General features: G+C 57.9%; 18 protein-coding genes. 5 read left to right on the top strand and 13 right to left on the bottom strand.

What is annotated here, in order from left to right:
- Positions 1 to 97: 97 nt before the first annotated feature.
- The 6 genes from ugpB to livK form a co-directional block, all read right to left on the bottom strand.
- Positions 98 to 1,414: a sn-glycerol-3-phosphate ABC transporter substrate-binding protein UgpB gene (gene ugpB, locus LJA86_RS20870; RefSeq protein WP_008500103.1), complete on the bottom strand. Its 1,317-nt coding sequence runs from the start codon at positions 1,412 to 1,414 to the stop codon at positions 98 to 100.
- Positions 1,415 to 1,661: 247 nt separating this feature from the next.
- Positions 1,662 to 2,375 carry a high-affinity branched-chain amino acid ABC transporter ATP-binding protein LivF gene (gene livF, locus LJA86_RS20875; RefSeq protein WP_008500102.1) on the bottom strand — a complete coding sequence of 238 codons (714 nt, stop codon included), beginning with the start codon at positions 2,373 to 2,375 and terminating at the stop codon, positions 1,662 to 1,664.
- Position 2,376: 1 nt separating this feature from the next.
- Complete coding sequence (gene livG / locus LJA86_RS20880) at positions 2,377 to 3,144, bottom strand: high-affinity branched-chain amino acid ABC transporter ATP-binding protein LivG (RefSeq protein WP_024906698.1); 768 nt, start codon at positions 3,142 to 3,144, stop codon at positions 2,377 to 2,379.
- Complete coding sequence (livM, locus tag LJA86_RS20885; protein WP_045909161.1) at positions 3,141 to 4,418, bottom strand: branched chain amino acid ABC transporter permease LivM; 1,278 nt, start codon at positions 4,416 to 4,418, stop codon at positions 3,141 to 3,143. Before livM ends, livG begins: the two co-directional genes overlap by 4 nt.
- Positions 4,415 to 5,341 (bottom strand): high-affinity branched-chain amino acid ABC transporter permease LivH, encoded by a 927-nt coding sequence (gene livH, locus LJA86_RS20890; RefSeq protein WP_008500099.1) that lies wholly within the window; start codon positions 5,339 to 5,341, stop codon positions 4,415 to 4,417. The genes livM and livH overlap by 4 nt, the downstream gene beginning before the upstream one ends.
- Positions 5,342 to 5,387: 46 nt before the next feature.
- Positions 5,388 to 6,497 carry a high-affinity branched-chain amino acid ABC transporter substrate-binding protein LivK gene (gene livK, locus LJA86_RS20895; RefSeq protein ID WP_008500098.1) on the bottom strand — a complete coding sequence of 370 codons (1,110 nt, stop codon included), beginning with the start codon at positions 6,495 to 6,497 and terminating at the stop codon, positions 5,388 to 5,390.
- Positions 6,498 to 6,921: 424 nt separating this feature from the next.
- Between livK and panM the strand changes: the two genes are divergently transcribed.
- On the top strand, positions 6,922 to 7,305 hold the full coding sequence (panM, locus tag LJA86_RS20900) for an aspartate 1-decarboxylase autocleavage activator PanM (RefSeq protein ID WP_045909159.1): 384 nt from the start codon (positions 6,922 to 6,924) through the stop codon (positions 7,303 to 7,305).
- Positions 7,306 to 7,482: 177 nt separating this feature from the next.
- Here panM and livJ read toward each other — a convergent pair whose 3' ends face one another.
- The 6 genes from livJ to ftsY all read right to left on the bottom strand — a co-directional run bounded on the left by livJ (position 7,483) and on the right by ftsY (position 14,468).
- The gene (livJ, locus tag LJA86_RS20905; protein ID WP_072163886.1) at positions 7,483 to 8,583 is read right to left on the bottom strand and encodes a branched chain amino acid ABC transporter substrate-binding protein LivJ; all 1,101 of its coding nucleotides are present in this window, start codon (positions 8,581 to 8,583) and stop codon (positions 7,483 to 7,485) included.
- A gap of 197 nt (positions 8,584 to 8,780) precedes the next feature.
- Complete coding sequence (locus LJA86_RS20910; RefSeq protein WP_048030200.1) at positions 8,781 to 10,046, bottom strand: 4-aminobutyrate--2-oxoglutarate transaminase; 1,266 nt, start codon at positions 10,044 to 10,046, stop codon at positions 8,781 to 8,783.
- A gap of 136 nt (positions 10,047 to 10,182) precedes the next feature.
- On the bottom strand, positions 10,183 to 11,040 hold the full coding sequence (gene rpoH / locus LJA86_RS20915; RefSeq protein WP_008500093.1) for an RNA polymerase sigma factor RpoH: 858 nt from the start codon (positions 11,038 to 11,040) through the stop codon (positions 10,183 to 10,185).
- A 251-nt stretch (positions 11,041 to 11,291) separates the two neighbouring features.
- Complete coding sequence (gene ftsX, locus LJA86_RS20920) at positions 11,292 to 12,347, bottom strand: permease-like cell division protein FtsX (RefSeq protein WP_045909157.1); 1,056 nt, start codon at positions 12,345 to 12,347, stop codon at positions 11,292 to 11,294.
- A complete protein-coding gene (gene ftsE, locus LJA86_RS20925; RefSeq protein WP_025758973.1) occupies positions 12,340 to 13,005 on the bottom strand; it encodes a cell division ATP-binding protein FtsE in 666 nt (221 codons plus the stop codon). The genes ftsX and ftsE overlap by 8 nt, the downstream gene beginning before the upstream one ends.
- Before the next feature lie 2 nt (positions 13,006 to 13,007).
- Entirely contained in the window at positions 13,008 to 14,468 is a 1,461-nt protein-coding gene (ftsY, locus tag LJA86_RS20930) for a signal recognition particle-docking protein FtsY (RefSeq protein ID WP_229226682.1), read from the bottom strand.
- A gap of 127 nt (positions 14,469 to 14,595) precedes the next feature.
- Between ftsY and rsmD the strand changes: the two genes are divergently transcribed.
- Together rsmD and LJA86_RS20940 are read left to right on the top strand one after the other, a co-directional pair.
- Positions 14,596 to 15,198, top strand: a complete 603-nt coding sequence (gene rsmD, locus LJA86_RS20935; protein ID WP_008500089.1) for a 16S rRNA (guanine(966)-N(2))-methyltransferase — start codon at positions 14,596 to 14,598, stop codon at positions 15,196 to 15,198.
- Positions 15,182 to 15,463: a DUF1145 family protein gene (locus LJA86_RS20940; protein WP_008500088.1), complete on the top strand. Its 282-nt coding sequence runs from the start codon at positions 15,182 to 15,184 to the stop codon at positions 15,461 to 15,463. Before rsmD ends, LJA86_RS20940 begins: the two co-directional genes overlap by 17 nt.
- An 82-nt stretch (positions 15,464 to 15,545) precedes the next feature.
- Here LJA86_RS20940 and LJA86_RS20945 read toward each other — a convergent pair whose 3' ends face one another.
- Complete coding sequence (locus LJA86_RS20945) at positions 15,546 to 15,905, bottom strand: DUF2500 domain-containing protein (protein ID WP_032650566.1); 360 nt, start codon at positions 15,903 to 15,905, stop codon at positions 15,546 to 15,548.
- Between the two features lie 129 nt (positions 15,906 to 16,034).
- On the opposite strand from LJA86_RS20945, the gene LJA86_RS20950 reads away from it, so the two are divergent.
- Both LJA86_RS20950 and zntA read left to right on the top strand, forming a co-directional pair.
- Complete coding sequence (locus LJA86_RS20950) at positions 16,035 to 16,661, top strand: lysoplasmalogenase (RefSeq protein ID WP_045909154.1); 627 nt, start codon at positions 16,035 to 16,037, stop codon at positions 16,659 to 16,661.
- A 76-nt stretch (positions 16,662 to 16,737) separates the two neighbouring features.
- Positions 16,738 to 18,909 (top strand): Zn(II)/Cd(II)/Pb(II) translocating P-type ATPase ZntA, encoded by a 2,172-nt coding sequence (zntA, locus tag LJA86_RS20955; protein ID WP_229226683.1) that lies wholly within the window; start codon positions 16,738 to 16,740, stop codon positions 18,907 to 18,909.
- Positions 18,910 to 18,977: the final 68 nt, after the last annotated feature.

Here is an 18,977-nt window from a genome sequence, read left to right on the forward strand (position 1 = left end):
CCTAACCCTCTCCCCAGAGGGGAGAGGGGACTGCACGGAGCCGTCTTTTCTCCCTCGCCCCTGTGGGGAGAGGGCCGGGGTGAGGGGCAGGTTTGAATTACGATTTCGTCGACTGCTCAAAGCGGCGCAGCAGCTGATTCCCGCGCTCTACTGCGGAATCCAGCGCCTGCTGTGGCGTTTTCTTCCCGGTCCACACGCTTTCCAGCTCTTCATCCACGATGGTGCGGATCTGCGGCATGTTGCCCAGGCGCAGGCCTTTGGTGAACGGCAACGGCGGCTTGTTCAGCATCTGACGCGTCGCGATATCCGCGCCCGGGTTCTTGCTGTAGAAGCCCTGCTCGCGGGTCAGGTCATACGCGGCTTTGGTGATCGGCAGGTAGCCGGTCTTCTGGTGCCATTCGGCAGCGTTTTCCGGCTTCGCCAGGAAGTCGAGGAACTCGGCCACGCCTTTATAGGTGCCCTTGTCTTTACCCTGCATCACCCACAGGCTCGCCCCGCCGATGATGGCGTTCTGTGGCGCGCCCTTCACATCAGCGTCGTACGGCATCATGCCCACGCCGTAGTTGAATTTGGCGTAGTGACGGATATCCGCCAGCGAGCCGGACGAGGCGGTGGTAATGGCGCAGTCGCCGTTGTAGAACTTCTCGGTGGATTCGTCTTTACGCCCGAAGTAGCTGAAGTCGCCCTTCTTGTTGAGTTCTTCCAGCAGCGCAATGTGCTTCACCTGCTCCGGCTTGTTGAACTCCAGTACCGCATCGGTGCCGTCGAAGCCGTTGTTTTTGGTCGCCACCGGCAGGCCGTGCCAGGCGCTGAAGTTTTCAATCTGGATCCAGCCCTGCCAGCCGCTGGCGTAGCCGCACTTCATCCCCGCCGCTTTCAGCTTCGCAGTGTATTCGGCCAGGTCCTGCCAGGTTTTTGGCGGCTGCTCCGGGTCTAAACCGGCTTTCCTGAAGGCGTCTTTGTTGTAGTACAGCACCGGCGTGGAGCTGTTAAACGGCTGAGACAGCAGATGTCCGGTTTTGGAATCGGTGTAGTAACCCGCTACGGTCGGCACAAACTGGGATTCATCAAAGTTGATACCCGCCTCTTTGAACACTTCATACACCGGCTTGATAGCTTTGGAGGCCATCATGGTGGCGGTGCCCACTTCATAAACCTGTAACAGTGCAGGCGCGTTGCCGGTACGGAAGGCGGCGATGCCCGCGCTCAGGCTCTGCTCGTAGTTACCTTTGTACACCGGCACAATTTTGTAATCCGGATGGGTGTCGTTGAAACGCTGCGCCAGGGAGTCAACTTCTTTACCCAACTCCCCTTCCATGGAATGCCAGAACGGAATGGTCGTCACAGCCATTGCGTTCGTCGCAAAAGCCAGACCCAGTGCCAGACCCAAAGCTGTGTGTCGTAACGATGTCATTGTCATCTCTCTTATTGTGCCGGATGCGCGATATCACGCGTTTTATGCTCGCGAGGTAACATGACATGCTCGAATGACAGAAAAATAACTGTTTGTTTACAGATAAGTGACAGTAAAGGGTCAGGGGGATGATGGTTGTGTGAAGGGGTGTAGCGGTTAAAAAAGCCGGGTGGCGGCTACGCCTTACCCGGCCTACTCGATCCCTGTAGGCCCGGTAAGCGCAGCGCCACCGGGCGATACAGACGGCTCAGCCGCCCAGGTAAGCGCTCCGCACCGCTTCGTTCGCCAGCAGCGCGTCTCCGGTATCCTCAAGCACCACGCGGCCGTTCTCCAGCACGTAGCCACGGTCAGCGAGCTTCAGCGCCTGGTTGGCGTTCTGCTCGACGAGGAAGATGGTCATCCCCTCTTTGCGCAGTTGCTCAATGGTGTCGAATATCTGCTGGATGATGATCGGCGCAAGACCGAGCGACGGCTCATCCAGCAGCAGGAGACGCGGCTGGCTCATCAGCGCGCGGCCAATTGCCAGCATCTGCTGTTCACCGCCGGACATGGTGCCCGCACGCTGAATGCGACGCTCCCACAGGCGCGGGAAGAGTTCGTACACCCACTTGATGCGGGTCTGGTATTCATCGCGATGGGCGAAGAAACCGCCCATCGCCAGGTTCTCTTCCACCGTCATACGCGAGAAGACGCGACGCCCTTCCGGGACAATCGCCACCGCCTCACGCATGATTCTGGCCGTCTGCCAGTCGGTAATGTCCTTACCATCGAACACAATCCGCCCGCTGGTGGCGCGCGGATCGCCGCACAAGGTGCCGAGCAGCGTGGTTTTGCCCGCGCCGTTGGCGCCAATCAGGGTAACGATTTCACCCTGATTGATATGCAGGCTGACATCGTGCAGCGCCTGGATCTTGCCGTAGTGCGCGTTGACCTTGTCGAACGTTAACATCGCTTTTTCCATCTTATGCCTCACCCAGGTATGCGCGGATCACGTCCGGGTTGTTGCGGATCTCTTCCGGCGTGCCGTTTGCCAGCGGCGTACCCTGGTTAACCACGTAGATACGGTCGGAAATGCCCATTACCAGCTTCATGTCGTGCTCAATCAGCAGAATGGTGGTGTCGTGGTGATCGCGCAGTTCGGCAATCAGCTCGTCCAGCTCTTTGGTCTCTTTTGGGTTGAGGCCCGCCGCCGGTTCGTCGAGCATCAGGATCTCCGGCTGGGTCACCATGCAGCGCACAATCTCCAGACGACGCTGGTCGCCGTAAGCCAGGTTACTCGCCTGACGGTTGGCGTGCTGCAGCAGGCCAATGCGGTCGAGCCAGGTGGCGGCGCGATCGAGCGCTTCATCCTGGGCGCGGCGGAAGGCCGGGGTTTTCAGCAGGCCGGAGAACAGCCCGGTTTTCAGCTGTTGATGCTGCGCGACCAGCAGGTTCTCAATCACCGTCATTTCGCGGAACAGACGTACGTGCTGGAAGGTACGCACCACGCCCATGCGGGCAATCTGCTGGCCAGGCAGCCCTTCAAGATGCTTGTCGCGCAGCATGATGGTGCCGCCCGTCGGCTTGTAAAAACCGGTCAGGCAGTTAAATACCGTGGTTTTCCCCGCGCCGTTCGGGCCAATCAGGGAGACAATCTCTTTCTTGTGCAGATCCAGTGACACATTGTTGACCGCCAGCAGGCCGCCAAAACGCATCATCAGACCGTTAACGGATAATAATGGCTGACTCATGCCTGCTCTCCTTTCGCTTGCCCGTTCTTCAGCTTCAGCTGTGGACGGGTCATCGGCAGCAAGCCCTGCGGACGCCAGATCATCATCAGCACCATCAAACCACCCAGCATTAACATGCTGTATTCGTTAAAGTCGCGCATCAGCTCGCGCGAGACCACCAGCAGGATGGCCGCGAGGATAACAGCAAACTGCGAGCCCATCCCGCCGAGCACCACAATCGCCAGCACAAAAGCGGATTCGGCAAAGGTGAACGATTCCGGGCTGACGAAGCCCTGACGCGCGGCAAACAGCGTCCCGGCGAAACCGGCAAACGCGGCGCTGATGGTGAACGCGGTCAGCTTGATGCGGGTCGGGTTCAGGCCCAGGGAACGGCAGGCAATCTCATCTTCGCGCAGCGCTTCCCACGCGCGGCCCAGCGGCATGCGCAGCAGGCGGTTAATCACGAACAGGGTGATCACTACCAGCAGCAACGCCACCAGATAGAGCCAGATGACGCGGTCGGACGGGTCATACTTCACGCCGAAGAAGTTACTGAAGGTGTCCCAGCCGCCTTCGCGGGCGGTACGGCTGAACTCCAGGCCGAAGAAGGTTGGTTTCGGGATCTGGCTGATGCCGTTCGGGCCGCCGGTCACTTCGGTGTTGTTCAGCAGCAGGATACGGACGATTTCACCAAAGCCTAAGGTTACAATCGCCAGGTAGTCACCGCGCAGGCGCAGTACCGGGAAACCGAGCAGGAAGCCTGCCGCGGCTGAGACCAGCCCCGCCAGCGGCAGGCAGGTCCAGAAGCCGAGCCCGTAATAGTGGTTCAGCAGCGCGAAGGTGTAGGCGCCGATGGCGTAGAAGCCGCCGTAGCCCAGCACCAGCAGGCCAGAGAGCCCCACCACCACGTTCAGACCGAGACCGAGGATCACGTAGATCATGGTCAGGGTAGCGATATCCACGGTGCCACGAGAGACCACAAACGGCCACGCCACGGCAGCCACCAGCAGCGCCACGAGGAACAGCTTCTGCTTAACGGTAGACCCGTCGATGGCCGGCAGAACGAATTTCGGCCCGGAGACGTTTTTCAGCGACTTCTGGAACAGCGGACGCAGCAGCTGGAACAGGAACACGACGGCAGTGCCGATAAATACCCACTGCCAGCGGATGTCGGGGGCGGTATCCACCACCAGCTTCGTCCCATCCAGACCTAACTGGACGCCCATAAAGACGCCTGCCAGCACGAAGAACATGGCGGCAGAGAGCAGCGCCATTGCAAAATGCATCGGTTTCATACTTTCTCTACCTCCGGACGGCCCAGAATGCCGGTAGGCATGACCAGCAGAACCAGAATCAGCAGGGCAAACGACACCACATCTTTATATTCCGTGCTCAGATACGCCGAGGAGAGCGCTTCCGCCACGCCCAGGATCAGGCCGCCAATCATCGCGCCCGGAATACTGCCGATACCGCCCAGCACCGCCGCGGTAAAGGCTTTCATCCCGGCCATAAAGCCGATGTACGGGTTGATCACGCCGTAGAACTGGCCGAGCAGGACACCTGCGACGGCCGCCATCGCGGCGCCAATCACGAAGGTCAGGGCAATCACGCGGTCGGTGTTGATGCCGAGCAGGCTCGCCATCTTCAGGTCTTCAGCGCAGGCGCGGCAGGCGCGTCCCATCCGCGAGTAGCGGATGAACAGCGTCAGGGCAAGCATCGCAATAAAGGTCACGACCCAGATAACCAGCTGCATGGTGGTGATAGAGGCCGCGAAGTTTTCACTGGCCCCCACAATCCACTGGCCGTTAAACAGGCTTGGCAGCGCCACGTCGCGCGAGCCTTCGGTCAGGCTGACGTAGTTTTGCAGGAAGATCGACATCCCGATGGCGGAAATCAGCGCAATCAGGCGTTTGGAGCTGCGCACCGGCCGGTAGGCCACGCGCTCAATGCTCCAGCCGTAGGCGCTGGCAATCACAATCGCGCCGACAAACCCGGCGGCGACCAGCAGCCAGCTGCTGTCGATGCCCATCATCATCAGGGCGGCGATAATCATAAAGGAGACATAGCTACCGATCATGTAGACCTCGCCGTGGGCGAAGTTAATCATGCCGATAATGCCGTAAACCATCGTATAGCCGATGGCAATCAGCGCGTAGGTGCTTCCCAGCGTGACGCCGTTAAACATCTGCTGCAGGAAATAGAGAAACTGCTCGGACATATGCAAACCTTTTTATACCCGCCCGTCAGTCCGGGCGGTGGGATAATTATTTGGCGGCCGAGGATGACCCGTCGGCGTGCCACTTAAAGACACCAAACTCAAATCCCTTCAGATCGCCTTTCTCATCCCAGTTCAGCGGCCCAATCACGGTGTTCGCCCCGTGTGCTTTTAAATCTTTCACCAGATCCAGCGGTTCTTTGCTGCCGGTACGATCCAGCGCGGTGGCCAGAGACTGCACGGCGGCGTAGGTGATCCAGACGTACGGACCACTCGGATCTTTCTTCTGCGCCTTGAGCGCGTCCACGATAGCCTTGTTGGCCGGATCCTGGTCATAGCGTTTTGGCATCGTCACCAGCATGCCTTCGGCAGAATCCCCGGCGATGTTTGACAGGGAGGCATTGCCCACACCCTCTGGCCCCATAAACTGGGTCTTCAGACCGGTGGCGCGCGCCTGACGCAGCATCTGCCCCATCTCCGGGTAGTAGCCGCCGTAGTAAACAAAGTCGATATTCTCTTTTTGCAGACGAGCGATCAGCGCGGAGAAGTCTTTCTCACCGGCGGTAATCCCGTCGAAGAAGACGATGTTTGCGCCGCCTTTTTTCAGGCCGTCCTGAACGGAGCGCGCCAGGCCTTCACCGTACTGCTGCTTGTCATGAATAATGGCGATACGCTGCGGCTTGACGGTTTCAAGGATGTATTTGGCTGCGGTTGGCCCCTGAGAGGAGTCCAGCCCGGCGGTACGCATGATGTGCTGATAGCCGCGCTGGGTCAGTTCCGGGTTGGTCGCACCGGGGGTGATCATCAGAATGCCTTCGTCTTCGTAGATATCAGACGCGGGCTGGGTGGACGACGAGCACAGGTGGCCGATCACATACTGGATGCCATCGTTGACGATTTTGTTAGCGACCGCGACGGCCTGTTTCGGATCGCAGGCGTCGTCATATTCTACGCCCACCAGCTTGTCGCCTTTGATGCCGCCCTTAGCGTTGATGTCTTTGATGGCCTGGCGCGCACCGTTGAACTCCATGTCACCCCACTGGGCAACAGGGCCGGACATCGCACCCACTACCGCAACTTTAATGTCCTCCGCCATGGCGGCATGCGAGATCGACAGTGCGACCATCCCCGCGATTAACGTCTTCGCGTTCCTTTTCATCTCTGAATCCCCATTCGTGATGTCGTGTTTATATTTTGTTTTATTATGGTTAAAAAGCATTCTGTACTTTTAATGAACAACGCTATTTTTACCAGTGCCTTTAATGGTTTAGCGCAGGTTTTTGTCAAAAACCAGACTAAAATCTCTATTTTTCAGGCGATTAAGCAAAGATAATATTCTGAAATCAGGCAGAGATAAACAACTAAAAGTGCAGTTTGCAGCATAAAATAACGGCATAAAGCGCCGAATAAATCACTACCCATCAGGTTAAAATTCTGCGTATTTTTCGATCCATGTGTTTTCAAACTGCCCAACGCGTTGCCAAAAAACTAATCACCTGGCGAATGAGAATAAAAAGAGGAAGCCCCTGAGTGAATAAATTGAGTACACTGCCTCTACTCAATTTGATTTGGACAAGTAGCTAATGAAACTGACTATCGTGCGTCTGGTGACCTTTAGCGACCAGGATCATATCGACCTGGGCAAGATCTGGCCGGAATATTCCCCTTCGTCGCTACGCGTGGATGAGACCCACCGCATTTATGCCGCGCGTTTTAACGAGCGCCTGCTGGCAGCGGTTCGCGTCACCCTGAGCGGTACAGAAGGGGCGCTGGACTCGCTGCGCGTACGTGACGTCACCCGTCGTCGCGGCGTGGGACAGTATTTAATTGAAGAAGTGATCCGCGAAAACCCGAGCGTGACCTCCTGGTGGATGGCCGACGTGGGCGTGGAAGACCGCGACGTGATGGCGGCGTTTATGCAGGCGTTAGGCTTTACGGCGCAGGAGAGCGGGTGGGAGAAGCGCTAAAAGAAAGCCGGGTGGCGGCTGCGCCTTACCCGGCCTACAATTTCTACCGCATTTTCCCAAGCATTTCGTGTTGCAGGAAGGCGGCAAGTTATGAAATCCCCGGGAGCTTACATAAGTAAGTGACCGGGGTTGAATAACGCAGCCAACGCACCTGCGGCGCGAAAGGCGACGGGAAAATTATTTGGCGTCTGTCGCCGTGCCATTGGCATGCCAGTCAAACACGCCGAACTCGAAGCCCTTCAGGTCGCCCTTCGCGTCCCAGGAAAGAGGCCCCATGACGGTCTCAACCGTGTTCGCTTTCAGCCAGGTGGCAATCTCAGCCGGATCGGCTGACTGGTTCAGGCCCGCCTGCAGAGACTGCAGCGCAGCATAGGTGGTCCAGACGAACGCGCCGCTTGGATCCTGTTTCTTCGCCTTGATGGCATCTACGATAGGTTTGTTCGCAGGAACCTGGTCGTAGTTCTTCGGTTTGGTCACCAGCAGGCCTTCAGCGGATTCACCTGCGATGTTAGACAGAGAAACGTTCGCCACCCCTTCCGGGCCCATGAACTGGGTTTTCAGACCCGCCGCGCGCGCCTGGCGCAGGATCTGGCCCATTTCCGGGTGGTAGCCGCCGTAGTATACGAAGTCAATATTCTCTTTCTTCAGACGCGCCACCAGGGTGGAGAAGTCTTTCTCACCGGCGGTGATCCCGTCGAAGAACACCACATCGGCATTGGCTTTCTTGAGGTTGTCCTGCACTGAACGCGCCAGACCTTCACCGTACTGCTGCTTGTCATGAACGATGGCAATGCGCTTCGGCTTCACTTTTTCAACGATGTACTTCGCCGCGGTTGGGCCCTGGTCAGAGTCCAGCCCGGTGGTACGCAGGGTCAGCTTGTAACCGCGTGCGGTCAGCTCCGGTGCGGTCGCAGCCGGGGTGATCATCAGGATACCTTCGTCTTCGTAGATGTCAGACGCGGGCTGAGTAGAAGAAGAGCACAGGTGACCGATAACGTATTTGATCCCGTCGTTCACCACTTTGTTCGCGACCGCGACCGCTTGTTTCGGGTCACAGGCATCATCATATTTTACGATCTGCAGTTTTTCGCCCTTAATACCGCCTTTGGCATTAATGTCTGCAACCGCCTGTTCTGCGCCGGTAAACTCCTGGTCGCCGTACTGCGCTACCGGTCCGGACATGGCGCCAACCACAGCCACTTTAATGTCTGCCTGCGCCATGGTGCTGAATGCCAACGCGATACATCCTGCCAGTAACGCTTTACCCTTCATGTTCATCCTGAGATTCCCCATTATTATGGTTATTACGATTGTTGTGATGTTGTTGTGCAGCGCTTTATGTCAGTTATAGGTGTGCTGTTCGCGCTTTTTCAGCATACTCTGCTAAAACATACCCGATTTTTATGATTTTGGAATAGCTAATTTGAAATGAATATATGATAGGCCCGGCAGAGGTTTTCGCCGGGCATATGGCTTTAACGTGTCAGCGAGGCGGAGATAATGTCCAGCGCTTTACGGAACTGCACTTCGGGAATCGTCAGCGGATACAGGAAACGAATGACGTTGCCGTAGACGCCGCAGCTCAGAAGAAGCAGCCCTTCCTGCAACGCCCGCTCCTGCACCTGGCGGGTAAATTCCGGCGAAGGCTGGCCCGTTTGCGGGTCGTTAAACTCAACCGCCACCATCGAGCCCTGGGCGCGAATATCCGCGATATACGGGCAGTGTTCCTTCGCTTTGTTCAGCACTTCCACCAGGTGATGGCCAAGATGCGCCGATCGCGTACAGAGATCTTCCTCATCAATCACGTCCAGTACGGCATGCGCCGCCGCAATCGCCAGCGGGTTACCTGCGTAGGTGCCACCCAGCCCGCCCGGCGCGGGCGCATCCATCACCTCAGCACGTCCCGACACCGCCGAGAGCGGCATCCCGCCCGCCAGGCTTTTCGCCATGGTGATCAGATCCGGTTTCACGCAGTGGTGTTCCATCGAGAACAGCTTGCCGGTGCGGGCGAAGCCGCTTTGCACCTCGTCGGCAATCAGCAAAATGCCGTGGGTATCGCACAGGGCGCGCAGCGCCTGCATAAAATCAGCAGGAGCGATGTTGAAGCCGCCCTCCCCCTGAACCGGTTCGAGAATTATCGCTGCGACCTGGTCAGGAGCAATATCCGCTTTAAAGATACGTTCCAGGCTTTTTAACGCCTCAGCGGTGCTGACGCCGTGCAGTTCATTCGGATACTGCGCGTGATACACCGAGCCGGGGAAGGGCCCAAAGCCGAGCTTGTACGGCGCAACCTTGCCGGTCAGCGCCATGGTCATAAAGGTGCGGCCGTGGAACGCGCCGCCGAAGGTGATAAGGCCAGGACGTCTGGTAAAGGCGCGGGCAATTTTTACGGCGTTTTCCACCGCTTCTGCGCCCGTCGAGAAGAACGCCGTTTTGGCAGGGCCGTCAATCGGCACCCGTGCGTTGATGCGCTCGGCAAGCGCCACGTAGCCTTCGTACGGCACGATCTGGTACGCCGTGTGGGTAAAGGCGTGGAGTTGTTTTTCGATGGCGGAAATGACTTTGGGATGGCGATGGCCGGTATTCAGCACCGCGATACCGGCGGCGAAGTCGATGTACTCATTGCCCTCGACATCCCACACCGTGGCGTTTTCTGCTTTATCGGCATAGAAGTTACACATCACGCCGATGCCACGCGGCGTCGCCTGTAAACGCCGGTCGTTCAGTTCGTTGTTTTTCACCCTGTCCCCCTGAGAAAGTCGCCTGCTTAGCGCATCAGTAAGTGTTTGCCAGGGGGAGGGAATTCGCCAGAGCGGGCGCTAAAAAAACAAAACCCCCAGACTCTCATCCAGGGGTTCTCGGTGTACTTCGCGGAAATTACGCTTCGATAGCGGCGCGAAGTTTTTTCATGGCGTTCTTTTCAAGCTGACGGACACGTTCCGCAGAGACGCCGTAGCGGTCGGCCAGCTCCTGCAGCGTGGACTTGTTGTCTTCGTCCAGCCAGCGGGCGCGGATAATATCCTGGCTACGCTCGTCGAGGCCTTCCATCGCATAGCTCAGCTTGTTCGCGGCCTGATCTTCCCAGTTGTCCTCTTCGATGCCGTCAGCAAAGTTAGAGGTTTTATCCTGCAGATACAGAACCGGTGCCATTGGCTGGCTGTCGGATGCGTCGTCGTCGGAGGACATATCAAAGGTCATGTCCTGCGCGGCCATACGGGATTCCATCTCACGCACGTCTTTGCTGGATACGCCCAGCTCGCGCGCCACCATTTCCACTTCATCCTGATTGAACCAGCCCAGACGCTGCTTGGTTTTACGCAGGTTGAAGAACAGTTTGCGTTGCGCTTTTGTCGTGGCGACTTTCACGATACGCCAGTTGCGCAGCACGTATTCATGAATTTCAGCTTTGATCCAGTGTACGGCGAAGGAGACAAGTCGCACACCCACTTCCGGGTTAAAGCGACGCACAGCCTTCATCAGGCCGATGTTACCTTCCTGAATCAAGTCCGCCTGCGGCAGGCCATAGCCCGCATAATTACGAGCAATGTGAACAACAAAGCGCAGGTGAGACAGGATCAGCTTTTTCGCTGCTTCCAGATCGCCCTGGTAATGCAGCTTTTCAGCAAGCTCCTTTTCTTCCTCGGCCGTTAACATCGGCCAGGTGTTCGCAGCCCGGATGTAAGATTCCAGGTTACCAACAGGGGCTAAAGCTAAAGTTTGCATTTCTTTGGTCATTCATTCCTCTCAGTGTTTCTTCTGGTCCAGGTTGTCCCCGTCAGGCAACAACCATGCCAAAGCGTTTGAGCAACGAGATTAGCATTCACTCTTTTATCAGACAGTGATTTTATCCACAAGTTCCAGGTGCAACGGTGAATAAATTACGCACAAAATGTGACATGGAGATGATAACAGGGGAAGAGACAACAGGGACGCTTTCCCTGCAGAGCGAACATCTCGGTGCAGGGAAAGATTATATCACGCTTTTATTAGTCGGGAGTAAAGTGACGTAAATGTTGAACGGTTGCCAGCCACGCTGCCACCCACCCAATCATCGAACACACCAGCAACAACAACAGGCACTCATCGAACCCTAACCCACTGATATCAAACTTGGTTCCGAAAACCTGCGCCACTTCAGTCACGGCAGAGGAAAGCCGCATCACCAAAATTTCTGACAATATCAGTGAAAGAAATGCGCCGGAAAAACCGAGCAGTGCGCCACCATAAAGGAACGGTCGGAGGATGAAGCCATCCGTCGCACCAATCAGTTTCTGCACGTTGATGGTGTCGCGACGGGCGAAGATGCTCAGGCGAACGCTGTTGCCGATGACGAGGAAGACCGCCGCCACCATCAGCACGCCAATCATCGCCGCGACGCGGCCTACGAGCCCGGTCAGAGCAGAGAGACGCGCAAACCAGCTGTCATCCATGCGCACTTCATCAATGCCCTTAATGCGCGTGATGCGATCGCGCAGGGTGTTAAGCGAATCGGTCCCCTGGAAGTCCAGCTTCGGGATCACCACCGCCACGGCGGGCAGCGGATTCTCTTCGAGCATATCCAGCGCGCCGCCAAAGCCAGACCAGTTCCTGAACTCGCCCAGCGCGTCTTCACGTGAGAGATAATTGACCTTCTCCACGCCCTGCTCGGCCTGAATTTGCCCAACCACCTGCGCCGCCGCGTTATCGTCGAGCGCTTTATCCAGATAGACCGTGATCTGCGGAGACGGATAATACTGCGACGCCGCCTGGTTGACGTTTTTATAGACCATATAGCAGACGCTTGGCAGCGTGAGGGAGATGGCGATCACCATCACCGTCAGGAACGTCGCCAGCGGTTTGCTTTTCAGGTCCTGCAGCGCGCCGTGGAACGCGTAGCGCACCTGCTCGTTAAACACGTTGGTTTTACGGGAGGCTGGCTTTGGCGCGGCCTTCTGGCGCTTCGGCGCATTACGATTGCCGTCACCCCCGCCCTGCGGCTTACGGAAACGGTCAAACCGGTTCCCGAACTGCCGAATCTGGTTTATTGCATCACGCTTATTCACCGTGGCCTCCGTGCAAATGACCGTCGCTCAGGGTCAGCATGCGGTACGAACGACGGGAAATCAGCCCGATGTCGTGCGTCGCCATCAATACGGTAACCCCCACGCGGTTAAACTCCTCAAACAGACGCAAAATCCCTTCTGACAGGGCATCGTCCAGGTTACCGGTCGGTTCATCCGCCAGCAACACCGCAGGCTTGTTCACCACCGCACGGGCGATACCCACGCGCTGCTGTTCACCGCCGGAGAGCTGGATCGGGAAGTTCTTCGCTTTGTCCAGCAGCCCGACCTTATCCAGCGCCGCGGAAACGCGACGGCGGATATCATCATAGCTGGCGCCGGCAATAATCAGCGGAATGGCCACGTTATCGAAAACGGTGCGATCCATCAGCAGGTGGTGATCCTGGAAAATCATGCCGATCTGACGACGCAGGAACGGCACTTCGCGGTTTTTCAGGCGGCTGATCTCATGGCCGCCGAAAAAGATTTTCCCGGCGCTTGGCCGCTCGATCCCACAGATAAGCTTGAGCAGGGTACTTTTCCCCGCGCCGGAATGGCCGGTCAGGAATGCCATCTCGCCCGGCTGCAGGTGGAATGTGACCCCCTGCAGCGCTTGTCTCCCACCGAGATAGGCCTTGCTGACGTGTTCAAAGCGAATCATTGTTAGTCCTCTCGGGCAAATAATGCCTCAATAAAGTCGTCCGCCTTAAACGGACGTAAATCCTCAATACGCTCGCCCACACCGATGTAACGGATAGGAATGCCGAACTGGTCGGCCACGGAGAAGATCACCCCGCCTTTCGCGGTGCCGTCCAGTTTGGTCAGCGTGATCCCCGTCAGTCCTACCGCTTCATGGAACAGTTTTGCCTGGCTGATGGCGTTCTGTCCGGTGCTGGCATCAATGGTCAGCATAATTTCATGCGGTGCGTCTTCGTCCAGCTTCTTCATGACGCGAACGATTTTCTTCAGCTCTTCCATCAGGTGCGATTTATTCTGCAAACGCCCTGCGGTATCGGCAATCAGCACGTCCACGTTGCGCGCCTTCGCTGCCTGGATGGCGTCAAAGATCACGGAAGCGGAATCCGCGCCGGTATGCTGAGCAATCACCGGAATGTTGTTGCGCTGGCCCCACACCTGCAGCTGCTCAACCGCCGCCGCACGGAAGGTGTCGCCCGCCGCCAGCATCACCGATTTACCCTGCTGCTCGAACTGACGCGCCAGCTTGCCGATGGTGGTGGTTTTACCCACGCCGTTCACGCCGACCATCAGAATAACAAATGGCGTTTTGCCTTCAATATTAAGCGGTTCGTCAACTTTTGCGAGAATTTCACCCATCTCGTCTTTCAGCAGGCCGTACAGCGCTTCGGCGTCACGCAGCTGTTTGCGGCTCGCCCCTTCGGTCAGATTAGTGATGATCTTACGGGTGGTTTCGACACCCACGTCCGCAATCAGCAGTTGCTCTTCCAGCTCTTCAAACAGATCGTCGTCGATCTTCTTGCCGCGGAACAGACTGATAAATCCGGAACCTAAGTTTTCTTTGGTTTTAAGCAGGCTGCGTTTCAGACGCGCGAAGAAACCCTCTTTGGTCGGTTTTTCCTGCTCCTGAACGGTCTCTTCTTCGGCCTGCTCTTCTACCGGCACAACGATGACCGCTTCTTCAGCGGCCTCGGCCGCCAGCGCCTGAGCTTCCAGCTCTTCGTCGGTCAGCTCTGGCTCAAGCGCCGCCTCTTCTTCCACCGCCTCAACGATTTCAACGGTTTCCGCTTCGGCCTGCCACTCTTCGGCAGACACCGCTTCGGCTTTCACTTCTTCCGGCAGCGGCAGCTCTTCGTATTCGATAGCAGCCTGTGGTGCTTCGATAGCGGCTTCTACGACAACCGGCTCTGGCTTCTCGCTTTCCTGAACCTGTTCAGTGACCTCAACCACCTCTTCAGCAAAGGTTTCAACCTCTTCTTTGCTGTGCGCCGTCTCTTCCGCGTCGACAACCGCGGCGGTTTCTACAGGCGTTTCAGGCTGCGACGGCTCTTCAACGGCATGTTGCTCTTCGGTTTTCTGTTCTGTTTCTTGCTCTTTTTCACCGAAGCCCAGCCAGGAAAAGAAGCCACGTTTTTTTTGTTTTGCCATCTGCGACTACACTCCTCGCGGCGCTATATACATGGAAGCTAAAAAAATGATGAAATAGTCTAACACTTTACTTAATTGACATCACCGCCCGCAATCGCAGGCCAATTGTTAACAGAGCTTTCCTGAGATGAAGAAACCCAACCGCGCCCCGGCCGGTCAAATTCGTATTATCGGCGGTCAGTGGCGAGGCCGGAAATTACCGGTGCCGGACAGCCCCGGTTTACGCCCTACTACCGACCGCGTGCGCGAGACGCTGTTTAACTGGCTGGCCCCGTCAATGGTAGACGCCCGCTGCCTGGACTGCTTCGCCGGAAGCGGTGCGCTCGGGCTGGAAGCGCTGTCGCGCTATGCTGCCAGCGCTACGCTGCTGGAGATGGAGCGCGGCGTGGCGCAGACGTTGCAGCAAAATCTGGCGACGCTGAAGGCGAGCAACGCGAAAGTGGTGAACACCAACACGCTGAGCTTCCTCGCACAAAAGGGCACGCCGCACACCGTGGTGTTTGTCGACCCGCCGTTCCGCAAGGGGTTGCTGGAAGAGACGTTATCCCTGCTGGAGCAAAACGGCTGGCTGGCGGATGACGCATTGATTTACGTGGAAAGCGAAGTGGAAAACGGTTTACCGCCGGTTCCCGCCCACTGGGATCTGCACCGTGAAAAAGTCGCAGGTCAGGTTGCTTATCGTCTGTATCACCGTCAGGCACAAGGAGGATCCGATGCCGGTACTGATTAATCTGGGACGCTTGCTGATGCTGGGCGTCTGGGCGTTTTTGCTGCTCAATCTGGTGCACCCGTTCCCGCGTCCGATGAATATTTTCGTTAACGTCGCGCTGATTTTCACCTCGTTCATGCACGCCCTGCAGATGGTGATGCTGAAAAACGGTCTGCCGAAAGACGGCCCGCAGATGACGGGCTGGCAGCAGCTGCGCGTGTTTATTTTCGGCGTGTTTGAGCTGCTGGTGTGGATGAAGAAGTTTAAGGCGCAGGTGAAGAAGTAAGGTGCGCGCTATCGCCCGGTGGCGCTTCGCTTACCGGGCCTACGAAACCCTGTAGGCCGGGCAAACGCAGTGCCGCCCGGCGTTACCGCTCCGGTGCAAACCCTTCGAATCGCGACCCTTTGTAGCTCAGCATTCCTTTCTCTCCCACCGTCAGCTGGTGGTACTGTTGCGCCTCCAGGCGGAAGGTCATCTCCAGGCCGCCCGTTTCCGGCTTAAAGCTCGCTTCATAGCGCATTGTTGTGCCCGCAGGCGTCACCTGCTGCTGGCGCGAGCGGCGGTCATTGAGCGGTTTTTCGCGTTTGTTCGTCACCACCACGCGCTTTTGCATCAGCGGTGCGGCATCGTTATCCGCCTTCTCGCGGCGCTGCTGCACGAAGCGGAACGAGGCGGCAATGACGATAATCGCCACCACGATAATAAAAAACAGCGGCATCTTGCTCATTCTACAATCCCATCAGATTATGCGGAATTCAGGATACCCTGCCTTCCCCGGCATTGCCAAACGCCCGCCCGCGTCACTACACTGGATCAGAAACTGATTATTCAGACTTAACAGATACAGGGAGTTAATATGCTTTGGTCATTTATCGCTGTCTGTTTTTCCGCATGGCTTTATGTCGATGCGTCGTACCGTGGTCCCACCTGGCAGCGCTGGCTGTTTAAACCCGTCACGCTGTTGCTCCTGTTGCTGCTGGCCTGGCAAGCGCCGATGTTCAACGCCGTCAGCTATCTGGTGCTCGCCGGGCTGTGCGCCTCTCTGATTGGCGACGCCCTGACCCTGCTGCCGCGCCAGCGCCTGCTGTATGCCGTAGGGGCATTTTTCCTGTCGCACCTGCTGTATACCATCTACTTCGCCAGCCAGATGACGCTCTCTTTCTTCTGGCCGCTGCCGCTGGTCCTGCTGGTGATTGGCGCCCTGCTGATCGCGGTGATCTGGTCGCGTCTGGAAGAGATGCGTTTGCCGGTCTGCACGTTTATCGCCATGACCCTGGTGATGGTATGGCTGGCAGGTGAACTGTGGTTCTTCCGTCCGACCGCTCCGGCAATGTCCGCATTCTTCGGCGCCGCGCTGCTGCTGATTGGGAATATCGTGTGGCTGGGCAGCCACTATCGCCGCCGTTTCCGGGCGGATAACGCGATTGCCGCCGCCTGTTACTTTGCCGGGCACTTCCTGATTGTGCGTTCGCTGTATATCTAAATAACGCTTGACTCTGGAGTCGACTCCAGAGTGTATGCTGCGGTTAATGAGAAAATTATCATTGCCGGAGACTGCCATGTCGACTCCAGAAACACCCAAAAAAGTTCCTCAATTCTCGGCGCTTAAGCTCAGTCCGGTTCCGCCTCAAGACGACTGCTGCTGCGAAGGCGCGTGCGAAACGCAAACGGAAATGCTGCCCGAAAGCGGCAACCGCTACAGCTGGGTCGTTAACGGCATGGACTGCGCCGCCTGCGCCCGTAAAGTAGAAAATGCGGTGAAACAGGTGCCGGGCGTCAGCCACGTTCAGGTGCTGTTCGCCACCGAAAAGCTGCTGGTTAGCGCCGAAAACGACGTCAGCAAACAGGTGGAAGCCGCGGTAAGCAAGGCGGGTTACAGCCTGCGTAGCGAAGCCGCGCCCGCGGAAAAAACGTCTTCCCTGCGGGAAAACCTGCCGCTCATCACCCTCATCATCATGATGGCACTGAGCTGGGGGCTGGAACAGATTAACCATCCGTTCGGCAACCTGGCGTTTATCGCCACCACGCTGGTCGGTCTGTTCCCGATTGCCCGTCAGGCGCTGCGCCTGATGAAAAGCGGCAGCTGGTTTGCCATCGAAACGCTGATGAGCGTGGCGGCCATCGGCGCGCTGTTTATTGGCGCGACGGCAGAAGCGGCGATGGTGCTGCTGCTGTTCTTAATCGGTGAACGCCTTGAGGGCTGGGCAGCCAGCCGGGCGCGCAAAGGGGTCAGCGCGCTGATGGCGCTGAAGCCGGAAACCGCCACGCGCGTGGTAAACGGCACGCGTGAAACGGTCGCCATCACGACCCTTCGTCCGGGCGACGTGATTGAAGTCGCGGCAGGCGGACGCTTGCCTGCAGACGGTGCGCTGCTTACCGCCACCGCGAGCTTTGATGAAAGCGCCCTGACCGGAGAATCCATTCCGGTCGAACGTGAGGCGGGTGAAAAAGTGCCAGCGGGCGCCACCAGCGTCGACCGTCTGGTGCAGCTCACCGTGCTTTCCGAGCCGGGTGACAGCGCCATCGACCGCATCCTGAAGCTGATTGAAGAGGCCGAAGAGCGCCGCGCGCCGGTCGAACGCTTTATCGACCGCTTCAGCCGGATCTACACGCCCGCCATTATGCTGGTTGCCCTGCTGGTTACCGTCGTTCCGCCGCTGTTCTTTGGCGCGCCGTGGGAGGGGTGGATTTATAAAGGGCTGACGCTATTGCTGATCGGCTGTCCGTGCGCGCTGGTGATTTCCACCCCGGCGGCCATTACGTCCGGGCTGGCGGCTGCGGCACGTCGCGGGGCGCTGATTAAGGGCGGCGCGGCGCTGGAGCAGCTAAGCCAGGTCCAGCATATCGCCTTTGATAAAACCGGTACGCTGACCGTGGGTAAGCCGCAGGTGACCGGCGTGTATCCGCAGGACATCAGTGCAGATGAACTGCTGACCCTGGCCGCCGCCGTTGAGCAGGGGTCCACTCACCCGCTGGCGCAGGCGATTGTGCGAGAAGCGCAGTCGCGCGGGCTGAACATCCCTCCGGCAACCGCCCAGCGGGCGCTGGTCGGGTCAGGGATTGAGGCCACCGTTGACGGTAAAAAGGTACTGATTGTCGCGGCGGGCAAGTCTTCTACGCCAGAGGTGGAGGCGTTAGAACAGACCGGACAAACTGTCGTGACCGTCATGCAGGACGGCACCGCAAAAGGGAGGCTGGCGCTGCGCGACACCCTGCGCGATGACGCAAAAGAGGCCGTGTCGGCGCTGCATCAGTTGGGCGTCCAGGGCGTGATTCTCACCGGCGATAACCCTCGCGCGGCGGCAGCGATTGCCAGTGAGCTGGGGCTGGCGTTTAAAGCAGGATTGCTGCCGGCGGATAAGGTCAGCGCGGTAACGGAACTGAATGCTCAGGCGCCGCTGGCGATGGTCGGTGACGGGATTAACGATGCCCCGGCGATGAAAGCGTCCACCATCGGTATTGCGATGGGCAGCGGTACCGACGTCGCACTGGAAACGGCTGACGCGGCGCTGACCCACAACCGCCTGACCGGACTGGCGCAGATGATCGATCTTGCGCGCGCGACGCGGGCCAATATCCGTCAGAACATCGGCATCGCGCTGGGGCTGAAGGGGATTTTCTTGGTGACCACGCTGCTGGGCATGACCGGGCTGTGGCTGGCGGTGCTGGCGGATACCGGCGCGACGGTGCTGGTGACGGCGAACGCGCTCCGGCTGTTGCGTCGCCGGTAAAAAAACGCCCGGTGGCGCTGACGCTTACCGGGCCTACATATCCTGCTAAATCGTAGGCCGGGTAAGGC

Origin of the sequence: Enterobacter sp. TCD1-1 (assembly GCF_020567405.1) — a bacterium.
Classification (GTDB): Bacteria; Pseudomonadota; Gammaproteobacteria; order Enterobacterales; family Enterobacteriaceae; genus Enterobacter; species Enterobacter quasiroggenkampii.

Coding starts and splice junctions, on each gene's coding strand:
- LJA86_RS20945 (WP_032650566.1), bottom strand. CDS start 15,905: ATGAGCAAGATGCCGCTGTTTTTTATTATCGTGGTGGCGATTATCGTC.
- zntA (WP_229226683.1), top strand. CDS start 16,738: ATGTCGACTCCAGAAACACCCAAAAAAGTTCCTCAATTCTCGGCGCTT.
- rpoH (WP_008500093.1), bottom strand. CDS start 11,040: ATGACCAAAGAAATGCAAACTTTAGCTTTAGCCCCTGTTGGTAACCTG.
- livK (WP_008500098.1), bottom strand. CDS start 6,497: ATGAAAAGGAACGCGAAGACGTTAATCGCGGGGATGGTCGCACTGTCG.
- livJ (WP_072163886.1), bottom strand. CDS start 8,583: ATGAACATGAAGGGTAAAGCGTTACTGGCAGGATGTATCGCGTTGGCA.
- LJA86_RS20940 (WP_008500088.1), top strand. CDS start 15,182: ATGCCGGTACTGATTAATCTGGGACGCTTGCTGATGCTGGGCGTCTGG.
- panM (WP_045909159.1), top strand. CDS start 6,922: ATGAAACTGACTATCGTGCGTCTGGTGACCTTTAGCGACCAGGATCAT.
- livH (WP_008500099.1), bottom strand. CDS start 5,341: ATGTCCGAGCAGTTTCTCTATTTCCTGCAGCAGATGTTTAACGGCGTC.
- livF (WP_008500102.1), bottom strand. CDS start 2,375: ATGGAAAAAGCGATGTTAACGTTCGACAAGGTCAACGCGCACTACGGC.
- ftsY (WP_229226682.1), bottom strand. CDS start 14,468: ATGGCAAAACAAAAAAAACGTGGCTTCTTTTCCTGGCTGGGCTTCGGT.
- livG (WP_024906698.1), bottom strand. CDS start 3,144: ATGAGTCAGCCATTATTATCCGTTAACGGTCTGATGATGCGTTTTGGC.
- ugpB (WP_008500103.1), bottom strand. CDS start 1,414: ATGACATCGTTACGACACACAGCTTTGGGTCTGGCACTGGGTCTGGCT.
- ftsE (WP_025758973.1), bottom strand. CDS start 13,005: ATGATTCGCTTTGAACACGTCAGCAAGGCCTATCTCGGTGGGAGACAA.
- livM (WP_045909161.1), bottom strand. CDS start 4,418: ATGAAACCGATGCATTTTGCAATGGCGCTGCTCTCTGCCGCCATGTTC.
- rsmD (WP_008500089.1), top strand. CDS start 14,596: ATGAAGAAACCCAACCGCGCCCCGGCCGGTCAAATTCGTATTATCGGC.
- LJA86_RS20950 (WP_045909154.1), top strand. CDS start 16,035: ATGCTTTGGTCATTTATCGCTGTCTGTTTTTCCGCATGGCTTTATGTC.